Genomic DNA, 16583 nt, shown 5'->3' with positions numbered 1-16583 from the left:
GGTCTTACTTCTTCTCCATCGCGGCCGAGACGGCAGACTTCAGGTCGCCGGCAGAGGCTTTCAGACCAAACCGGGCCGTCATGGCTTCGGCCGTGTCGACAGCGATCTGCTCAACATTTGCCATCGCATTCGAACGGAGCGTGGCGATGCGGGCATCGGCAGCTTCCAGTTTCTTGGCGATTTCGGCATCGACGCGCGATGTTTCGGCGGCCATTTCGGCCTCCATCTTCTCGCTCGCCTTTTCCGAGGTTTCGCGGGCCTTGTTGCGGGCCTGAGCCACGCGAAGTTCAAGGGCCTGCTGGGCTTCGGTCGCCTGATCGTTCAGACGGGCTGCCTGATCGAGATCCGAAGCGATCCGGTCTGAACGCTTTTCCAGCGTGTCAGACAGTTTCGGCAGGATCCAGCGCGACATTGCCAGGTACAGCGTCGTGAACAGGATTGCGAGCCAGAACAACTGGCCCGGCATGTGCCAGGTCTCGAACGGCGGGAAGGCCGGCGGTGCGTCGTCCGGCGTGTGCCCGTGGGCAGCGCCTTCAGCAAGCAATGCGATCAGCATCAGGTTACCTCTGTGTCGGGATACGACAGGATCGGGCCGGCCGGCAATTGTGCCGCCGGCCCGTTCAGGCTGGACGTTGGTCGATTAGACCACGAACAGGATCAGGATGGCGACGAGGAACGACAGGATGCCGAGCGCCTCGGAGAGGGCCATACCGATGAAGAGGTTGCCGGTCTGCTGCGGAGCAGCGGACGGGTTGCGCATGGCGGCGTCGAGGAACGAGCCGAAGATGTTGCCCACACCGATTGCAGCACCGATCATGCCGAGCGTTGCGAGGCCAGCGCCGACATATTTGAGGCCGAGAGTGATATCGCCTTCCATTGGGTGTCTCCTTGTTGGAATGCTTAAGGTTTCTACATTTTGCCGCCCGTGAAGCGTGTTCGGTGGGAGGCGTCAAGCGGTTTTGGTGCGGCTTTGACGCCGCACCGGCGAACAGGGTCCTAGTGGGACGGGTGCAGGGCGTCGTTGAGATAGACGCAGGTCAGGATTGCGAAGACGTAAGCCTGAAGGCCTGCAACCAGGAATTCGAGCGCGTTGAGCGCAACGCCCATCGAGAAAGCGAGAAGTGCCACCGGAACGTAGGCAATGCCGGCACCGATCAGTGTGACGGCGAAGCCGGCGAACAGTTTCAGCATGATGTGACCGGCCAGCATGTTGGCGAACAGACGCAGCGCCAGGGTCAGCGGACGGGCAAAGAACGAGATGACCTCGATCGGCACCAGAAGGAAGTAGATCAGGAACGGCGCGCCGGACGGGGCGAACAGTTTGAAGAATTTCAGGCCGTTCTTGTAGAAGCCGTAGCCGATCACGATCGAGATCACGAGCAGGGCGAGCGCAGCGGTCACGATGATGTGGCTCGTCGTGGTGAAGGCGTATGGCACCATGCCGATCATGTTGGCGAAGAAGATGAAGAAGAAGAGCGTGAAGACGAACGGGAAGAATTTGAGGCCTTCCTCGCCGGCTGCGCCGCGCACCATGTCAGCGACGAAGCCATAGCCGATTTCGGCCATCGACTGCAGGCGGGACGGCACCAGAAGGCCCTTCGAAGCGGCCACGCCGAAAAAGGCGATGGTCAGCACAACGCCCAGCAGCATGAAGCCGGAGGCATTGGTGAAGGACAGGTCTACGCCACCGATATTCAGGTCCAGCCATTTGCTGACCTGGAACTGGTGGATCGGGTCGATCGCTACGCTCGGCATCAGGAAGGTCATTCGTCCTCGGTCCCGTCTTCATTCGGGGCACTTTGCCCCTGTGTCATTTCAAGTGCCCGAGCGTTCAGCTCTTTATAGGCACGCATTATGGCCCGGATCCCTGCAGCGAACCCGAAGGTGCCGCCAATCAGCAATCCCCAGGGCTCTGTTCCTGCGAACTTGTCGATCCAGAAGCCGATAAAGCCTCCGACAAAGACATTGGCGACGAATTCGGCACCGTAACGCAGGGCATAGCCCCCTGCCGAGAGACTGACACCGTCTGCCTGCTCATCGCGCCGCTTTCTCGCCTCACGCTCATCGCGGGCCGCCTTTGCCTTGGCGATGCGTTCGCCGAGGTCGTTCGGTCCCTCGCTGGACATGATTTCAGATGCTCCGCAGCCGCGAATCCTTGCCGACGGGGCTTCCCCCCGGATTTCGGCGCAAACTATGTAGGCAGGCTGTCCAAGTCAACCGGAGATGCAGAAAGCTATCCCCCTGTTTTTTCTTGGATTATTTTCGTAATGTGTGCGCTACTCCGCCGCAACAAGCTCTTCGGCGGCCTGCAGGTCCACAGAAACCAGCTTTGAAACGCCCTGTTCGCGCATCGTAACCCCGAAAAGCCGGTCCATCCGGCTCATCGTGACCGGGTTGTGCGTGATGATCACGAAACGCGTGTCGGTGCGCTGGCGCATCTCGTTCAGCATATTGCAGAAACGGTCGACGTTTGCGTCATCCAGCGGGGCATCTACCTCGTCCAGCACGCAAATCGGAGCCGGGCGGGACAGGAAGACGGCGAAGATCAGCGCCGCCGCCGTCAGGGCCTGCTCGCCGCCGGACATCAGGTTCAGCGTGCCCAGTTTCTTGCCAGGTGGCTGGGCGAAGATTTCGAGGCCGGCCTGCAGCGGATCGTCGGCATCGACGAGGCGCAGTTCGGCCTGGCCGCCGCGGAACAGCGCCGTGAACAGGGCCTTGAAATGCTCATTTACCTGCTCGAACGCTTTCACGAGGCGCTCGCGGCCTTCCTCGTTCAGGGCTTCGACGCCCTGGCGCAGCTTGGCGATCGCCTTGGTCAGGTCTTCCTTCTCGATCACCTGCGCGCCGAGGCGCTCTTCCATCTCGGCGGCTTCTTCCTCGGCTTCCATGTTCACGCCGCCGAGCTGGTCGCGGGTACGGCGCAGGTCTTCCGCCCGGCGTTCGATGTCGCGGGGAGCAAACTCGCCCATTTCCTCTTCATCGAGGCCGGCTTCGGCAATGGCGAGCAGGCCTTCCGGTGTGCGCTGGAAATTATTGCGGGCGATCTCGACCGATTCTTCAAGGCGGCTTTCGGCCGTTTCGAGTTTCACTTTCCAGCCGGCGAGGGATTCGCGTGCCTCGGAGGCGGCAGCAGAGGCCCGGCGGGCAGCGAACTCGGCTTCGCGGATCGCAGCTTCCTTTTCGGCAAGCTGGTCGGCGGCCTTCTGGCGCTCGGCCTCCAGGGACGCGACCTCAGCAGATCGCATGTCGATTTCCGCGGCGAGCTGTTCCGGGCGGGTCTTAGCGGCCAGCGCTTCGGCCGCCGCGGCGGAGCGGCGCTCCAGCAGGCGGCCAACCCGTTCGGACGCCGCAGTGATGCGGCTCGTCCAGGTCTGCACGTCACGCTCAAGACCTTGCCGGCGTGCGGCGGCTTGTTCCCGGCCGCGTGTGATGTCGGTCAGGCGGCCCCGCGCTTCAATCTCGGCAGAGCGGGCTTCGGCGACTGCGGCGCGGGCCTCGGCGAGACGCGCTTCGAGCTGGCTTTCCTGCTCGCGGCTGTCGGACGGTGCGATCAGGGCGAGGTTCTCATTGACGATGGACAGTTCGGACTCCGCCCGCGAGAGCGCTTCGTCGGCCGTGTCGCGTTTCATTGCGGCGCGTTCGCAGGCCTGCGCTGCTTCCGTCACTGTGCTGCGCGCCATGTTCAGCGCGCGCTGGGCCGGGGCGACTTCGTAGCGGTAATTGCGCAAGGCTTCTTCTGCGGCGATCCGGGCGTCACGTGCGGCGGTGAAATCTGCGTCACGCGCCGCGAGCGTTTCCTGTAGCGGGCCAAGTTCGGCAAGGGCGGCTTCAAGGCGGGCCTGCTGTTCCAGGCGGGCAGCGGCGCTGACAGGCGCGTCTGGTGTGCGGGCAAACCCGTCCCAGCGCCAGAGATGGCCTTCCTTCGAAACCAGACGCTGGCCTGGCTTTAGCTGTCCGGCGAGGCGCGCGCCATCTGCGACATCGACCAGTCCACATTGTGACAGGCGCGCGGCGAGTTCTCCCGGCGCATCCGTGTACTGAGAGAGCGGCGTCGCTCCTTCCGGCAGCGCCTGGCCAACGGCGTCGGCGCCGCCCCAATACATAGCGGCGGCCTTGTCAGTCGGGGCTTCGATGTCGTCACCGAGGGCGGCTGCGATGGCTTTCTCATAGCCGTCTCTCGTGCGGATGCGCTCGACGACCGGCGGGGCGCTCGACCCTTCGGCCTTGCGCAGCAGTTTGCGCAGGCCGCCGATTTCGGCTTCCAATTCGCGGACAGCGCTCGCGGCTTCATCGCGCTGCGGCTGGGCAGCCGTCTCGGCATCACGCGTGGCGGCAAGGCGTTGTTCAGCTTCTTCAACGGCATGTTCTGCAGCCTGAAGCGCTGTTTCAGCTTCTTCTTCGGCAGCCTTCGCAGCCTTCAGCTTGCTGACGAGTGTAACGGCATCTTCGAGAGCGGCCATGTCGGCATGCAGGCGTTCAACTTCAGCGGTCAGCTGTGTCTTGCGCCGGGTCTGGGCCGCAGCCTGGTCCTCAGAGGCCTGACGACGGGCACGCGCTTCGGACAGGCGGGCCTGTGAGTCGTCTGCAGCCTGTTCAGCTTTGATCAGCTCAGCACGCGCGGCTTCGAGCGCGGCGCGAGTCTGCGCTTCGGTCTCGGCATTGGCGGTTTCGTCTTCCACCGGCAGGGCGGAGAGTTCGAACTTGGCGTTGGCGAGTGCGTCTTCCGCTTCGGTCTTGGCGGCCTGCTCGCGCTCGATGTCCTCCATCAGGCGGGTCGCTTCGGCTTCCAGCCGGGCATGGGCGTCGGAGGCGACCTTGCGTTCGGTTTCGAGCTTGGCGAGCGCAATCCGTGCCTGGCCGAGTTTCGCCGCGACGAGGCTTTCGGCTTCGCGCAGCGGGGCAAGGCCTTCGCCGGCTTCGACGCGTGCAGCTTCGCAAGCGGCATCCTGCCGGGACGTATCCTCGACCTGACGCTTCGTTTCTTCCAGCTTCTCGCGCGCCGTCTCGCAGGCAAGCTTCGCCTCGTGCCAGCGCAGATGGGCGATCAGCGCGTCGAGGGCGTAGATCTCTTCGGACAGCTTCTTGTAGCGGCGCGCTTTCGCAGCCTGCCGCTTCAGGCTGGCCAGCTGTCGCTCCACCTCGGCAGACACCTCAGAGAGACGTTCGAGATTTGCTTCGGCGGCGTTGAGTTTCAGCTCCGCTTCGTGGCGGCGTGTATTGAGGCCCGCGATGCCTGCGGCTTCTTCGAGGATACGGCGGCGGTTCTGCGGCTTCGATCCGATCAGTTCGGAAATCTGCCCCTGACGCACCAGCGCCGGGGAGTTTGCCCCGGTCGAGGCATCCGCGAACAGGAGCGTGATGTCCTTGCCGCGCACCGTGCGGCCATTCAGCTTGTAGGACGTGCCCGCGCCGCGGCGGATGCGGCGGACAATCTCCAGCGTGTCTGAGCCATTGAATTCGGGCGGCGCCGTGCGTTTGGAATTGTCGAGGATCAGCGTGACTTCGGCGGTCTCGCGCGCCGGACGTCCGGCAGAGCCGGAGAAGATCAGGTCATCCATCTCCCCGCCGCGCATCGCCTTGGCTGAGCTTGCACCCATGGCCCAGCGCAGCGCTTCGAGGAGGTTTGACTTGCCGCAGCCATTCGGCCCGACGATCCCGGTCAGACCGGGTTCGACGGGAAAATCCTGCGGGTCGACAAACGACTTGAAGCCGGCAATGCGAAGTTCAGTGATCTGCATTCCGGCTCCCTTGTCTTATGGTTGGTCTGTGGTTTCCGGCACGCCGGCATCTTCACCAGCTGTAGTCGGCTGCGGCGCAGCGTCTTCGGCCGGGGCGGCAGCTTCGGTTTCCGTCGCAGGCACTTCTTCGCCCAGCAGGCCGTCGATGAATTTCGAGAAATTCTCGACCGAGCCGGTCTCGCCGCCGAACAGGTGCTTCTCACCATTGATGATGAAAGTCGGGGTCGAGTCGACGCCCCACTTCTCGGTGGCGACCTGGTACTTGTCGGCCAGCGCTGTGCGATAGTCGCGGTTTTCCATGCAGGCGTCGAACTGGGCGGTCGTCTCAATGCCGTGGCGCTTGCCGATCGTCTGCAGCGTGGCTTTCAGCGTGCCGTTCTGGGCAGCGGTGACGACGCCGACCTGGTTGCGGAACAAGTCATCCATGACGTCGAAGAACTTGTCGTCTCCGGCACACATGGCCAGCACATAGGCCGGCACATCCGGCTCGTGGATCGGGTATTCGCGGAAGACGAACTTCACCTTGCCGGTGACGACATATTTTTCCGTCAGAGCCGGCAGGATGTCGTCGTGGAAATACTTACAGGCCGGGCAGGTCGGCGAGGCGTATTCGATGATCGTGATCGGGGCGTTCTCGGGGCCCTTCACATGGTCGCCCTTCGTGATGGCGGGTACGCCAGCTGTGGAGCCGCCGTCGCCACCGCCACATGCAGCAAGCATCAGGGCCGAAACTGCGGCCAGGGCGGAGCGTCTCGAGAGAAGATTCATGATCATGGCTTTCGCGTTAAGAATTGAGTCGATTGGGTTGCCAACTGGTTAACGGAAGCGGGGGCTGCTGTTAACTTTTGGCGCGCATTCAGTTGGTTGCAGAAGCGGCTTTGGCCAGTTCCGCGTCAAGAAAAGCGGTGAATCCTTCGGGCGTCATCATGACGGTTGTGGCGGCATGGGCCATTCCGTCGACAATGAAAGTCGGCGAGGCGTGGACGTCGTAATGTTCCGAGGATTTGTCGACTTCCAGCATGTCGAAGCGGATATCCATATCCTGATAGCAGGCGTCGAATTTCTCGCGGTCAGTGATGCCGTAAGGTGTGCCGACGATCAAAAGCGTGCCGGGCAGGGTTCCGACCTGTGCGGCGACGAAGATCTCATCCTGCCGGGCGAAGATGTCTTTGATGTAGGAAACGCCGTCCTCCTTTGGCAGGCACCGGGCCTGCGTCAGGATCGTCTTGTCGACCGAATTACGCACCCATTCGCGCATGACGAAACGGACCTTGCCCGTGGCAATGTAGTTCTCCTCGACGACCGGCAGGACCTCTTCCGCAAATTCCTTGCAGTGGCTGCAGGTGGGCGAGAAGTATTCGATCACCGTGACGGGCGCATCGGCGTCGCCTTCCACCCAGCCAAGCTCGTCTGCGGCGCTCCACTCTTTCCAGTCGTCCTGGGCAAGGGCCGGAGCCGCAAGAGCAATGCAGGCGAGTGCAGCGGTGGCGAGGCGTCGGGGCAGTCCGGTCATGATGGGTCCCGTGTGTTTTTGGGGTTTTCAGCGGTTAGCATGGCCGCCCCGAGCGCAACAATTGCCTCTCGCAGCCGCTTGTCCTGAATGCCGGCCGTGCTCGCTTCGAGTTCGGCGCGTTCCTTCGGGGTGAGCGGGCGGATCACCCGGCGCGGTTTCTGGGGAGCATCGGTGGTGCTCAGCGCGCCCTGCACCAGTTTGATCGAGATCACATCGCCGCCGGCCGCAACCGAGACGCGCTGGCGGATTGTCTCTGATTGGTGCTGAACCATCGGAGCCGCCTGAGGCAGAACGCGCAGGGTCAGCACCCGGCCGTCCTTGCCGCCGCTCAGGCGTTCGGGCCGGCAGAACTTGTAGAGTTGCTCCCCGGCGATCTCGCGCCACCGGCTCTTCAGGACCTGGATCGGCGGCAGTTTCTTCGCACCGGACTTGCGGGTCAGCCGCTCAGCCGCCACACCGATCTTCGGCATGCCCGGATGGACGGCCCGGCCGCGCATGTAGCGCAGACGGACCCGTGCGCGGGCCTCCTCAATGGGATCGATGCTTGATCTGGTCACCATTGATCTGAGATTGCACGGGAATGAAGACAACGGGAAGGCAGGCTGTGCCGAAACACGGGGATTTGAACAGACTGCCTGCAGACTTGCTCGTCTGGTTCGACAAGCATGGGCGGGATCTGCCGTGGCGCACGGCGCTGGGCGAGCGGCGGGACCCTTACCGCGTCTGGCTGGCCGAGATCATGCTGCAGCAGACAACCATTCCTCACGGCACGCCGTATTTCCATGCCTTTACAAAGCGCTGGCCGACGGTCGAGGCGTTGGCCGAGGCGAAGGATGAAGATGTCATGGCGGCCTGGGCCGGGCTCGGCTACTACGCCCGGGCGCGGAACCTGCTGAAATGTGCGCGGGAGATTGCGGCGCGCGGCAGCTGGCCGGAAACGGCGGAGGCGCTGAAGAGGCTGCCGGGCATTGGGCCTTATACGGCGGGCGCCATCGCCGCGATCGCGTTCAACCAGGCGGCCGCGGCGGTGGACGGCAATGTAGATCGCGTCTTCGCGCGCCTTCTGGCTCTAAAAGGTGACTGGCCCGAGGAGAAGAAGCGCCTCCATAAGCAAGTGGAACGTCTCGTACCGGACGACCGTCCGGGGGACTTTGCCGAAGCGCTGATGGACCTCGGCGCCACGGTATGCACGCCGACCAAGCCAAACTGCCTGATCTGCCCGCTTGCCGCTTATTGCGCTGCCAAGGCGGAAGGCGACCCGGAGCGCTATCCCATCAAACCGCCGAAAAAGGTGAAGCCCATCCGGCGCGGCGCGGCCTTCGTGGCGGTTCACAAGGGCGAAGTTCTGCTGCAGCGGCGACCGGACAAGGGACTGCTCGGTGGCATGCTGGGCCTGCCCACCAGCGACTGGTCGGAGGGCGAGCGCTCAGATCTCGCCCCCCCCTTCGCGGCAGGCTGGGAGGAGATTGGCGAAGTCCGCCACGTCTTCACGCATTTCGATCTGCGCCTCACCGTGCAGCGGGCAAACCTGCCGCGCCGCCCGAAGGCAGACGGCGTCTGGGTGCCATTGGCCGGGGTGGAAGGCCTGCCCAGCGTTTTCGCCAAGGCATTCCGGCTGGCGACGTCGGGCTGACCGCAAGAATCGGGTCGCTGGCGGCGGTCCGAGCAAGGAAAACCCGGCAGGCATACCGGGAGATTCCTCAATGATCACACAATTGCTTGCGCTGCTCCTGTTCCTGTTTCCACTGGCCTAAAGTCCCGGGCCGGGAAACATGTTCTTTGCGGCCAATGGCGCGCGCTTCGGCCTGGCGGCGACCCTGCCGGCGAGCGCCGGTTATCATCTCGCCACGTGGCTTGTGACCGCGGCGATCGGTCTGGGCTTTGCCGCAGCGCTCGAACGTTCTTCACAGGTGTTCCTGGTCATCAAATGGGCCGGGTCAGCCTACGTGCTGTATCTCGCCTGGAAACTTTTCCGGGCCGGCGCCATTGAAAGCGTGAGAGAGGCCCGGCCTGCCGGGTTCATGGATGGCGTCATCCTGTTGGCGCTCAACCCGAAAGCCTATGTCATCATCGCGCTGATGTTCACGCAATTCCTGACTGACGGGACGGAGGATCGATTTGCGGTCATCTGGATGATCACCACTGTTTTCACGCTCAACAATCTGGTCGCCTTCACCGTGTGGACGGCAGTTGGCAATGGGATCGCCAGACAATTTCAGGACGAGTCCCATGCGCACAGGATGAACATGGCGCTGGGCGCTATCCTGGCGGCCGTGGCGGTCTGGATGCTGGTCGTATGAATTGCCGGGCCTAGTTCAGGCCCATTTCTTCCCGGTAACGGCGGCGCAGGAGATCGATCGGCGCGAGATCACGCTTGTCGGTCTCATAGTGCCAATAGGTCCAGCCATTACAGGCCGGGGCCTGCTGGACGTGCGCGCCGAGGCGGTGGATCGAGCCTGAGACGTTGCCCGTTGTCAGCGATCCGTCGACCCGGATGCGGGCCTGGTAGCGGCGCTGCGGGCTGAACAGGCGGTCGCCCGGTTTCAGCCAGCCGCTTTCCAGCAGCGCGCCGAACGGCACGCGCGGCAGCGACTTCTTGCTCTTTTCGGTTTCGAGGTCTTCGCCATTGATCGGCTCGATGGCTTTCAGGCGGGCACGGGACAGGCGCACATAAGTCTCGTCGCGCTCGATGCCGATATAGTTGCGGCCAAGGCGCTTGGCGGCGGCGGCGGTCGTGCCCGTGCCCGAGAACGGGTCGAGGACCACGTCGCCCGGATTGGTCGTTGCCAGCAGGACGCGGTGCAGCAGGCCCTCCGGCTTCTGCGTCGGGTGAGCCTTCTTGCCGGCCTCGTCCTTCAGGCGTTCACCGCCGGTGCAGAGCGGGATCATCCAGTCGGAGCGCATCTGCTTGTCTTCGTTGAAGACTTTCAGCGCGTCGTAATTGAAGGTGCATTTCGACTGTTCGGACTTGCCGGCCCAGATCAGCGTTTCATGCGCGTTCTGGAAGCGGGTGCCCTTGAAGTTCGGCATCGGGTTCGACTTCAGCCAGATCACGTCGTTCTGGATCCAGAAGCCCTGGTCCTGCAGGATCGCGCCGACGCGGAAGATGTTGTGATAGGAGCCGATCACCCAGATGGCGCCATCGTCCTTCAGCACGCGGCGGCACTCTTCCAGCCACTGGTGGCAGAACAGGTCATAGGCGTCGAAACTGTCAAACTTGTCCCAATCATCGTCCACGCCATCGACGGTCGACTGGTCCGGACGGGTCAGGCCGCCACCGAGCTGGAGATTGTAGGGCGGGTCCGCAAAGACGAGGTCCACCGACCGGTCGGGCAGGCGGGAAAGGATATCGATGCAGTCGCCCTGCATGATGACGTTCTTTTGCAGTTCCATAGTACAGCCCCGAATACGCAACGCGTGAAAGACAGAAGCCCGAATCAGTGCGTTGCACCGGTTAGTGATTCCCTAACCGCGCCGCTTCGTTCCGGCCTCGAATCGTTCCGGAGTCGAAACTAGTTGCTGATTCGTGTTGTGGATAGGGCTGTGATTCGATCTGTGGAAATCCCTGTGATTTTCTGTGCAATTCAGGCGGTGATCGCCGGGATTGGAAGTCGGGGCAAAATCGGATTAGGAAGCGGCCCATGATATTCGACCTCGACCTGATCCTCACCATAGTGAATCCCATCGGTGCTTTCGTGTTTGCTCTCTCCGGCGGCATTGTTGCCGTGCGCAACAAGATGGACATTTTCGGTGCTGTCGTTCTGGCGATCATTACGGCGGTTGGTGGCGGCACGATCCGCGACATCATCCTGAACCAGCCGGTCTTCTGGTTGAGTGATCCGCTGACCATCTGGTGTGCCATTGCGGGCGGCGTGATCGCATTTTTCCTTCACAGCCTGGTCGATACATTCAAGCCGATCCGCTGGGCCGATGCGGTCGGCCTTGCCATTTTCGCCATCGCTGGCGCGGCAAAGACAGCCAGCCTCGGGCACGACCCTCTGTTCGTGGTGATCATGGGAGTCCTGACCGGCACAGGCGGCGGCGTGCTGCGCGATGTTGTCGCCAACCGCGACCCGCTGCTGCTGAAGGAAGACATCTACGCGACCGCGGCGCTGGTCGGTGCAGGGCTTTATGCTTTGCTGCATTTTGCGGGTGTTCCGGAAGGCTGGGCGTTCGCCTCCGGCATGCTGGTGGCGTTCATCCTGCGCGGGGCAGCGCTGATCTTCGGATGGCACCTGCCCAAGGGCCAGCCGTAAGAACCGCTGCAGGTCCGGCGTACAACCTTTCGGTAAGGTGCGTTTGCCGGGCGCCCGTGATACCTTATGTGGCATGAAAAGGGATGATCCGCCCGTCGGGCACGCCGAAAAGGTGCGCTCTGTGGCCCTGTCGCGAAGCGCGGCGGCGCAATCGAGCCTTGCGGCCTCCTGGGCGCGCTCGATGAAGACCTACGGCCTGGAGCCCGATGCTCCCGGCAATTCGGACGCGCGCCTTGAACAATCCGAGCTGCACGTTCGCCGCGACGGCCTCGGCCGGATCCTCGCGACGTCCGCGCCGGTGATGGACCGCCTCTATGCCAGCCTCGGCCTGGCGGGCTGCAGCGTGTTCCTTTCCGACACTGAAGGCGTGGTGATCGACCACCGCATGGCCGACAGCGACGGAGCGCTGTTCCGGGCGGCAGGCCTTTGCGAAGGCGGCGTCTGGTCCGAAGCCGTGCAGGGCACGAACGGCATCGGCACCTGTATCGCTGAGCAGCGCGCTGTCACAATCTATCGCGACCAGCATTTCCATGACCGCAATACGGTGATGAGCTGCATGGGCGCGCCCATCTTCGACGAGCATGGCGCCATCGCCGCTGTGCTCGATGTTTCCTCTTGCCGGGACGATCTCACCCAGCCTTTCGCGACGCTGATCGCGCAGACCGTGACCGACGCAGCCCGCCAGATCGAAGCTGATCATTTCCAGAGCGCATTTTCCAGCCGCCGTATCCTGCGTGGATCCGGCGACGGACAAAAGGGCGCCGTGCTGCTGGCGGTGGACGGAGACGATCTCGTCGTCGGAGCTACGCGTGCGGCCCGAGCGATCTATGGCCTTGGGCATAACAACAGGATCGATCCGCGCCCGGCCGGGGATCTATTCGGGGATTCGGAACAACGCGGCGTGGGGCTCGAAAGTGCCGAGCGGCGCGAACTGCGCCGGGCCATTGCCCGGGCCAATGGCAATATGGCTGCCGCCGCCCGCGCCCTCAGTATCAGCCGGGCGACGCTGTACCGCCGGATGGAGCAGCTGGGCCTCTCGCGCGACTGATTTGCCGGCAAATGTGTCTCATTCCTGAGACACATTCCGCATTTCACCGGATTGACGCGGGCTGACAGCGGCCTGCAGCAGGCAGAACATTCCTCCCAGTCTTCGCACCCGACGAAGAGCGCCAATGATCTGGAGGAAATGATATGGCCGACACACAGATTCTCGACACGTCCGAAATGAAGGCCCCGTTCCGTGAACGGTATGACAATTTCATCGGTGGCAAGTTCGTCGCCCCGAACGGCGGTCGCTATTTCGACAATACGTCTCCGGTAAACGGCAAGGTGATCTGCCAGATCGCCCGGTCCGACGCCAGCGATGTCGATATGGCGCTGGACGCCGCACACGCCGCGAAGGACGGCTGGGGCCGCACTGCGGTGGCTGAGCGCGCCGGCATGCTGAACAAGATCGCCGATGTGCTGGAGGAAAACCTCGAACTCATCGCCACCTGCGAAACCTGGGACAATGGCAAGCCGATCCGCGAAACCATGGCCGCGGACGTGCCGCTGGCGATCGATCACTTTCGCTATTTCGCAGGCTGCATCCGCGCGCAGGAAGGCAGCATTTCCGAGATCGACCACGACACGGTCGCATACCATTTCCATGAACCGCTCGGCGTGGTCGGACAGATCATTCCGTGGAACTTCCCGCTTCTCATGGCGGCATGGAAACTCGCCCCGGCACTGGCGGCCGGGAACTGCGTGGTGCTGAAGCCGGCCGAGCAGACCCCGGCCACGATCATGGTGTTCGCAGAGCTTATCGCCGACATCCTCCCTCCTGGCGTGCTGAACATCGTGAACGGCTTCGGCCTGGAGGCGGGCAAGCCGCTCGCCTCCAGCAACCGCATCGCCAAGATCGCCTTCACCGGCGAGACCACGACGGGCCGTCTGATCATGCAGTATGCGTCCGAAAACCTGATCCCGGTCACGCTGGAACTGGGCGGCAAGTCGCCGAACATCTTCTTCGAAGATGTGATGCGTGCGGACGATGACTATCTCGACAAGGCGATCGAAGGCTTCGTCATGTTCGCGCTGAACCAGGGCGAGGTCTGCACCTGTCCGTCGCGTGCGCTGATACACGAAAACATCTATGACCGCTTCATGGAACGTGCCCTGAAACGCGTCGGCGAGATCAAGCAGGGCAACCCGCTGGACCCGGCCACGATGATCGGTGCGCAGGCGAGCTCGGAGCAGAAAGAGAAGATCCTCTCATACTTCGACATCGGCCGGCAGGAAGGCGCCGAAGTGCTGATCGGTGGCGAGGCGGCCAATCTCGGCGGCGACCTTGCCGGTGGCTATTACATCAAGCCGACGGTCCTGAAGGGGCACAACAAGATGCGGGTGTTCCAGGAGGAAATCTTCGGGCCGGTGGTTTCCGTTACAACGTTCAAGGATGAAGCCGACGCGCTCGCCATCGCCAATGACACGCTTTATGGCCTCGGCGCCGGAGTGTGGAGCCGCGAAGCAAACACCTGCTACCGCTTCGGCCGTGGCATTCAGGCGGGCCGCGTCTGGACCAATTGCTATCACGCCTATCCGGCCCACGCGGCCTTCGGCGGGTACAAGCAGTCCGGTATCGGCCGCGAGAACCATTCGAAGATGCTGGACCACTACCAGCAGACCAAGAACATGCTGGTCTCCTACTCCCCGAAGAAGCTTGGCTTCTTCTGATCCTGCCGTGGTGTGACGGCAGGAGGACGGTCCCGGTGGCAGCGTAGGCCGGGGCCGTCCGTATCTTTCCGGAGGTGATCCGATGACAAATGTAACCAATATGCCAGCGCGCGTGACCGCCACGGATGCGGCGCGGCACCTGATCGCCGAGATCCGGCAGGATTATCCAGAGATCCTGTTCCACCAGTCCGGCGGATGCTGCGATGGGTCGAGTCCGATGTGCTATCCGGCGGATGACTTCAAGGTTGGCGAGCGGGACGTGAAGCTGGGCGAGATCGACGGCGTGCCGGTCTACATTTCGGCCAGCCAGTTCGAGGCGTGGAATCACACCCAGCTGATCCTGGATGTCGTGCCGGGGCGTGGCGGCATGTTCTCGCTCGATAATGGACGCGAGCAACGCTTCCTGACTCGCAGCCGCGTCTTCAATGCGGGTGAGCTGGCGGCTCTGGGCGACGCGCCCGGCTGAGGCCTAGAGGTCCAGCGCCATCTGGCCGCCCGGCTGGACGGGCGGGGCGAACAGGTCTGTCCGCAGCGATGGCCGGGGATTGCTGAGACCGAGCCGTTTTGTTGCCCGGGCGAAGCGTTTCGCGATCAGGTCCGCGACTGGGCCGCGCCCGCGCATGCGCTCGTTCCAGCGGGCGTCGTAATCCTTGCCGCCACGCATGTCGCGCATCGTGTTGATGACTTTCGCCGCGCGGTCCGGCACATGCTGGACCAGCCATTCATGGAACAGATCCTTGATTTCGTGCGGCAGGCGCAGCAGCACATAGCCGGCCCCGCCCGCACCATGGGCGGCAGCAGCTTCCAGCACGGCCTCGATCTCATGATCGTTCAGCGCCGGGATGATTGGCGCCGTCATCACGGTAACGGGGATACCGGCCTCGCTGAGCGCGCGCACGGTTTCGAGGCGCCGCTGCGGCGTCGCGGCGCGCGGCTCCATCTTGCGGCTGAGCGCACGGTCCAGCGTCGTGATCGAGACGCCCGCCCGCACCAGGCCTTTCCCGGCCATCGGGGCGAGCAGGTCGATGTCGCGCTGGATCAGGGCAGACTTTGTCAGCAGGCTGACGGGGTGATTGTGCGCCGCAAGCACTTCCAGAACCTGGCGTGTCATCTGGTAGGTCCGCTCGATCGGTTGGTAGGCATCGGTATTCATACCAAGCGCGATGGGACGGCAGAGATAGCCGGGGCGGGAGAGCTCCCATTCCAGCTGACGGATCGCATTGGTCTTGTAGAAAAGCCGGCTTTCGAAATCGAGGCCGGCGGAGAGCCCGTGAAACGCATGGCTCGGCCGGGCGAAGCAATAGATGCAGCCATGCTCGCAGCCGCGATAGGGGTTGATCGTGCGGTCGAAGGAAATGTCGGGCGAGCGGTTGAAGGTGATCACCGTCCGCGCCGTTTCCGGCATCACCAGCGTTTCGATCCGCGTAGCGTCCTGTTCGATCGTGTCCCAACCATCATCGAAGGCGAAGCGGGTTTCCCGCTCGAACCGGCCGGTCTGGTTGGAGACGGCGCCGCGCCCGCGCTGGGTGGCGCGTTCGGCAGCTGCCTGCGTGTCGATCAGGCTGACACGGCCTTTGGGGGAGAGTTTCTGTCCGGTCCGCATGAGCTGAGAAAGCCATGCGGCACAGAACAAATCAAGAACAAACTAGTGTCCCTCGAGTTTTTTCCTGTGGATCGCAGGCGGCCGCCACGTGTGCCGCCGGCGGCTCCAGGCCCGCCAGTCGCTCAGCTGGTCGATGTCCATCAGCATGGGCAACAGGCCGATATTCGCGTGGGAAGGCAGGTTGGACCAGACATCCTGCATTGCATGCGGCCCGGACCAGCGGACATTGCGGAATGGGGAGTGCGTGCGCGGGCCCTTGTTGATGCCGAACAGCCAGAAGCCGCCATCCTCTGCCGGGCCGAAGACGGCATCGTGCCGGGCGAGCAGGCGAACGGCCTGGCGCAGCAAGGCGGCGGAGACGTCCGGTGCGTCGGTTCCGATGAACAGGACCGGGCCGGGCGGGGCTTCATTGAACCCTTTCTCCAGCCGCTCGGTCAGCGTGCCATGGCCCTGGCTGCGCCGCGGCAGGTGAGCCGGCCAATCTGTCGTGGTGACGGTACGAAGCGCACTGTCCGGCGCGGCATAGATGATCGTATTGCAGCCGGACTGAGTGGCCGCCCGGAAGGTGCGCGCCTGCGTGAAGCCGGCAATGCGCCGGGCGGCCGCCGGGCCGATGCCTTTGGCCAGCCTTGTCTTGGACAGGCCGATGCGCGGCGGCTTGGCGAATACGAGAAGAGTTGGACGTCCCATGCCAATGCCTTACTTTCGTCTTGTGCCCGGCGAAAGATGCCCGGGACAAATCTAGGCCATAAAAGGAG

At 63.3% G+C, this 16583-nt stretch carries 16 protein-coding genes and 1 pseudogene; 6 read left to right on the top strand and 11 right to left on the bottom strand.

Going from position 1 to position 16583, the window contains the following annotated elements; all coding sequences use genetic code 11:
- Positions 1 to 4: 4 nt before the first annotated feature.
- The 8 genes from HY17_RS16685 to HY17_RS16650 form a co-directional block, all read right to left on the bottom strand.
- Entirely contained in the window at positions 5 to 556 is a 552-nt protein-coding gene (locus tag HY17_RS16685; RefSeq protein WP_034768717.1) for an ATP synthase F0 subunit B, read from the bottom strand.
- Between the two features lie 84 nt (positions 557 to 640).
- Positions 641 to 877, bottom strand: a complete 237-nt coding sequence (locus HY17_RS16680) for a F0F1 ATP synthase subunit C (RefSeq protein ID WP_034737903.1) — start codon at positions 875 to 877, stop codon at positions 641 to 643.
- A gap of 119 nt (positions 878 to 996) precedes the next feature.
- The gene (locus tag HY17_RS16675) at positions 997 to 1755 is read right to left on the bottom strand and encodes a F0F1 ATP synthase subunit A (protein WP_034768894.1); all 759 of its coding nucleotides are present in this window, start codon (positions 1753 to 1755) and stop codon (positions 997 to 999) included.
- Positions 1756 to 1763: 8 nt separating this feature from the next.
- Complete coding sequence (locus tag HY17_RS16670; protein WP_051600244.1) at positions 1764 to 2126, bottom strand: AtpZ/AtpI family protein; 363 nt, start codon at positions 2124 to 2126, stop codon at positions 1764 to 1766.
- Positions 2127 to 2276: 150 nt separating this feature from the next.
- On the bottom strand, positions 2277 to 5738 hold the full coding sequence (smc, locus tag HY17_RS16665; protein WP_034768716.1) for a chromosome segregation protein SMC: 3462 nt from the start codon (positions 5736 to 5738) through the stop codon (positions 2277 to 2279).
- Between the two features lie 15 nt (positions 5739 to 5753).
- Entirely contained in the window at positions 5754 to 6506 is a 753-nt protein-coding gene (locus HY17_RS16660) for a thioredoxin domain-containing protein (protein WP_197020304.1), read from the bottom strand.
- Between the two features lie 88 nt (positions 6507 to 6594).
- Entirely contained in the window at positions 6595 to 7251 is a 657-nt protein-coding gene (locus HY17_RS19695) for a thioredoxin domain-containing protein (protein ID WP_051600242.1), read from the bottom strand.
- Positions 7248 to 7811 (bottom strand): DUF721 domain-containing protein, encoded by a 564-nt coding sequence (locus HY17_RS16650; RefSeq protein WP_051600241.1) that lies wholly within the window; start codon positions 7809 to 7811, stop codon positions 7248 to 7250. Before HY17_RS16650 ends, HY17_RS19695 begins: the two co-directional genes overlap by 4 nt.
- A 62-nt stretch (positions 7812 to 7873) precedes the next feature.
- Here HY17_RS16650 and mutY point away from each other — a divergent pair, with 62 nt between their 5' ends.
- Complete coding sequence (mutY, locus tag HY17_RS16645) at positions 7874 to 8884, top strand: A/G-specific adenine glycosylase (RefSeq protein ID WP_034768885.1); 1011 nt, start codon at positions 7874 to 7876, stop codon at positions 8882 to 8884.
- Between the two features lie 133 nt (positions 8885 to 9017).
- Positions 9018 to 9551 (top strand): annotated as a pseudogene (locus tag HY17_RS16640) (LysE family translocator); the annotation flags it as partial.
- A 10-nt stretch (positions 9552 to 9561) separates the two neighbouring features.
- On the opposite strand, the gene HY17_RS16635 reads toward HY17_RS16640, so the two are convergent.
- Positions 9562 to 10644: a site-specific DNA-methyltransferase gene (locus HY17_RS16635; protein WP_034768714.1), complete on the bottom strand. Its 1083-nt coding sequence runs from the start codon at positions 10642 to 10644 to the stop codon at positions 9562 to 9564.
- Between the two features lie 248 nt (positions 10645 to 10892).
- On the opposite strand from HY17_RS16635, the gene HY17_RS16630 reads away from it, so the two are divergent.
- The 4 genes from HY17_RS16630 (at position 10893) to HY17_RS16615 (ending at position 14688) form a co-directional block, all read left to right on the top strand.
- Complete coding sequence (locus tag HY17_RS16630; RefSeq protein ID WP_034768712.1) at positions 10893 to 11507, top strand: trimeric intracellular cation channel family protein; 615 nt, start codon at positions 10893 to 10895, stop codon at positions 11505 to 11507.
- A gap of 73 nt (positions 11508 to 11580) precedes the next feature.
- Positions 11581 to 12555, top strand: a complete 975-nt coding sequence (locus HY17_RS16625) for a GAF domain-containing protein (protein WP_034768710.1) — start codon at positions 11581 to 11583, stop codon at positions 12553 to 12555.
- 143 nt (positions 12556 to 12698) lie between these two features.
- The gene (adh, locus tag HY17_RS16620) at positions 12699 to 14222 is read left to right on the top strand and encodes an aldehyde dehydrogenase (protein ID WP_034768705.1); all 1524 of its coding nucleotides are present in this window, start codon (positions 12699 to 12701) and stop codon (positions 14220 to 14222) included.
- A gap of 82 nt (positions 14223 to 14304) precedes the next feature.
- Positions 14305 to 14688, top strand: a complete 384-nt coding sequence (locus HY17_RS16615; protein ID WP_034768703.1) for a DUF779 domain-containing protein — start codon at positions 14305 to 14307, stop codon at positions 14686 to 14688.
- A gap of 3 nt (positions 14689 to 14691) precedes the next feature.
- Here HY17_RS16615 and HY17_RS16610 read toward each other — a convergent pair whose 3' ends face one another.
- Together HY17_RS16610 and HY17_RS16605 are read right to left on the bottom strand one after the other, a co-directional pair.
- Positions 14692 to 15825 carry a PA0069 family radical SAM protein gene (locus tag HY17_RS16610; protein WP_034768883.1) on the bottom strand — a complete coding sequence of 378 codons (1134 nt, stop codon included), beginning with the start codon at positions 15823 to 15825 and terminating at the stop codon, positions 14692 to 14694.
- A gap of 42 nt (positions 15826 to 15867) precedes the next feature.
- Complete coding sequence (locus tag HY17_RS16605) at positions 15868 to 16515, bottom strand: DUF2064 domain-containing protein (RefSeq protein ID WP_051600239.1); 648 nt, start codon at positions 16513 to 16515, stop codon at positions 15868 to 15870.
- Between the last annotated feature and the right edge of the window lie 68 nt (positions 16516 to 16583).

The organism is Hyphomonas sp. CY54-11-8 (assembly GCF_000682735.1).
Lineage (GTDB): Bacteria > Pseudomonadota > Alphaproteobacteria > Caulobacterales > Hyphomonadaceae > Hyphomonas.
This window is presented reverse-complemented; position numbering and strand designations above follow the sequence as displayed.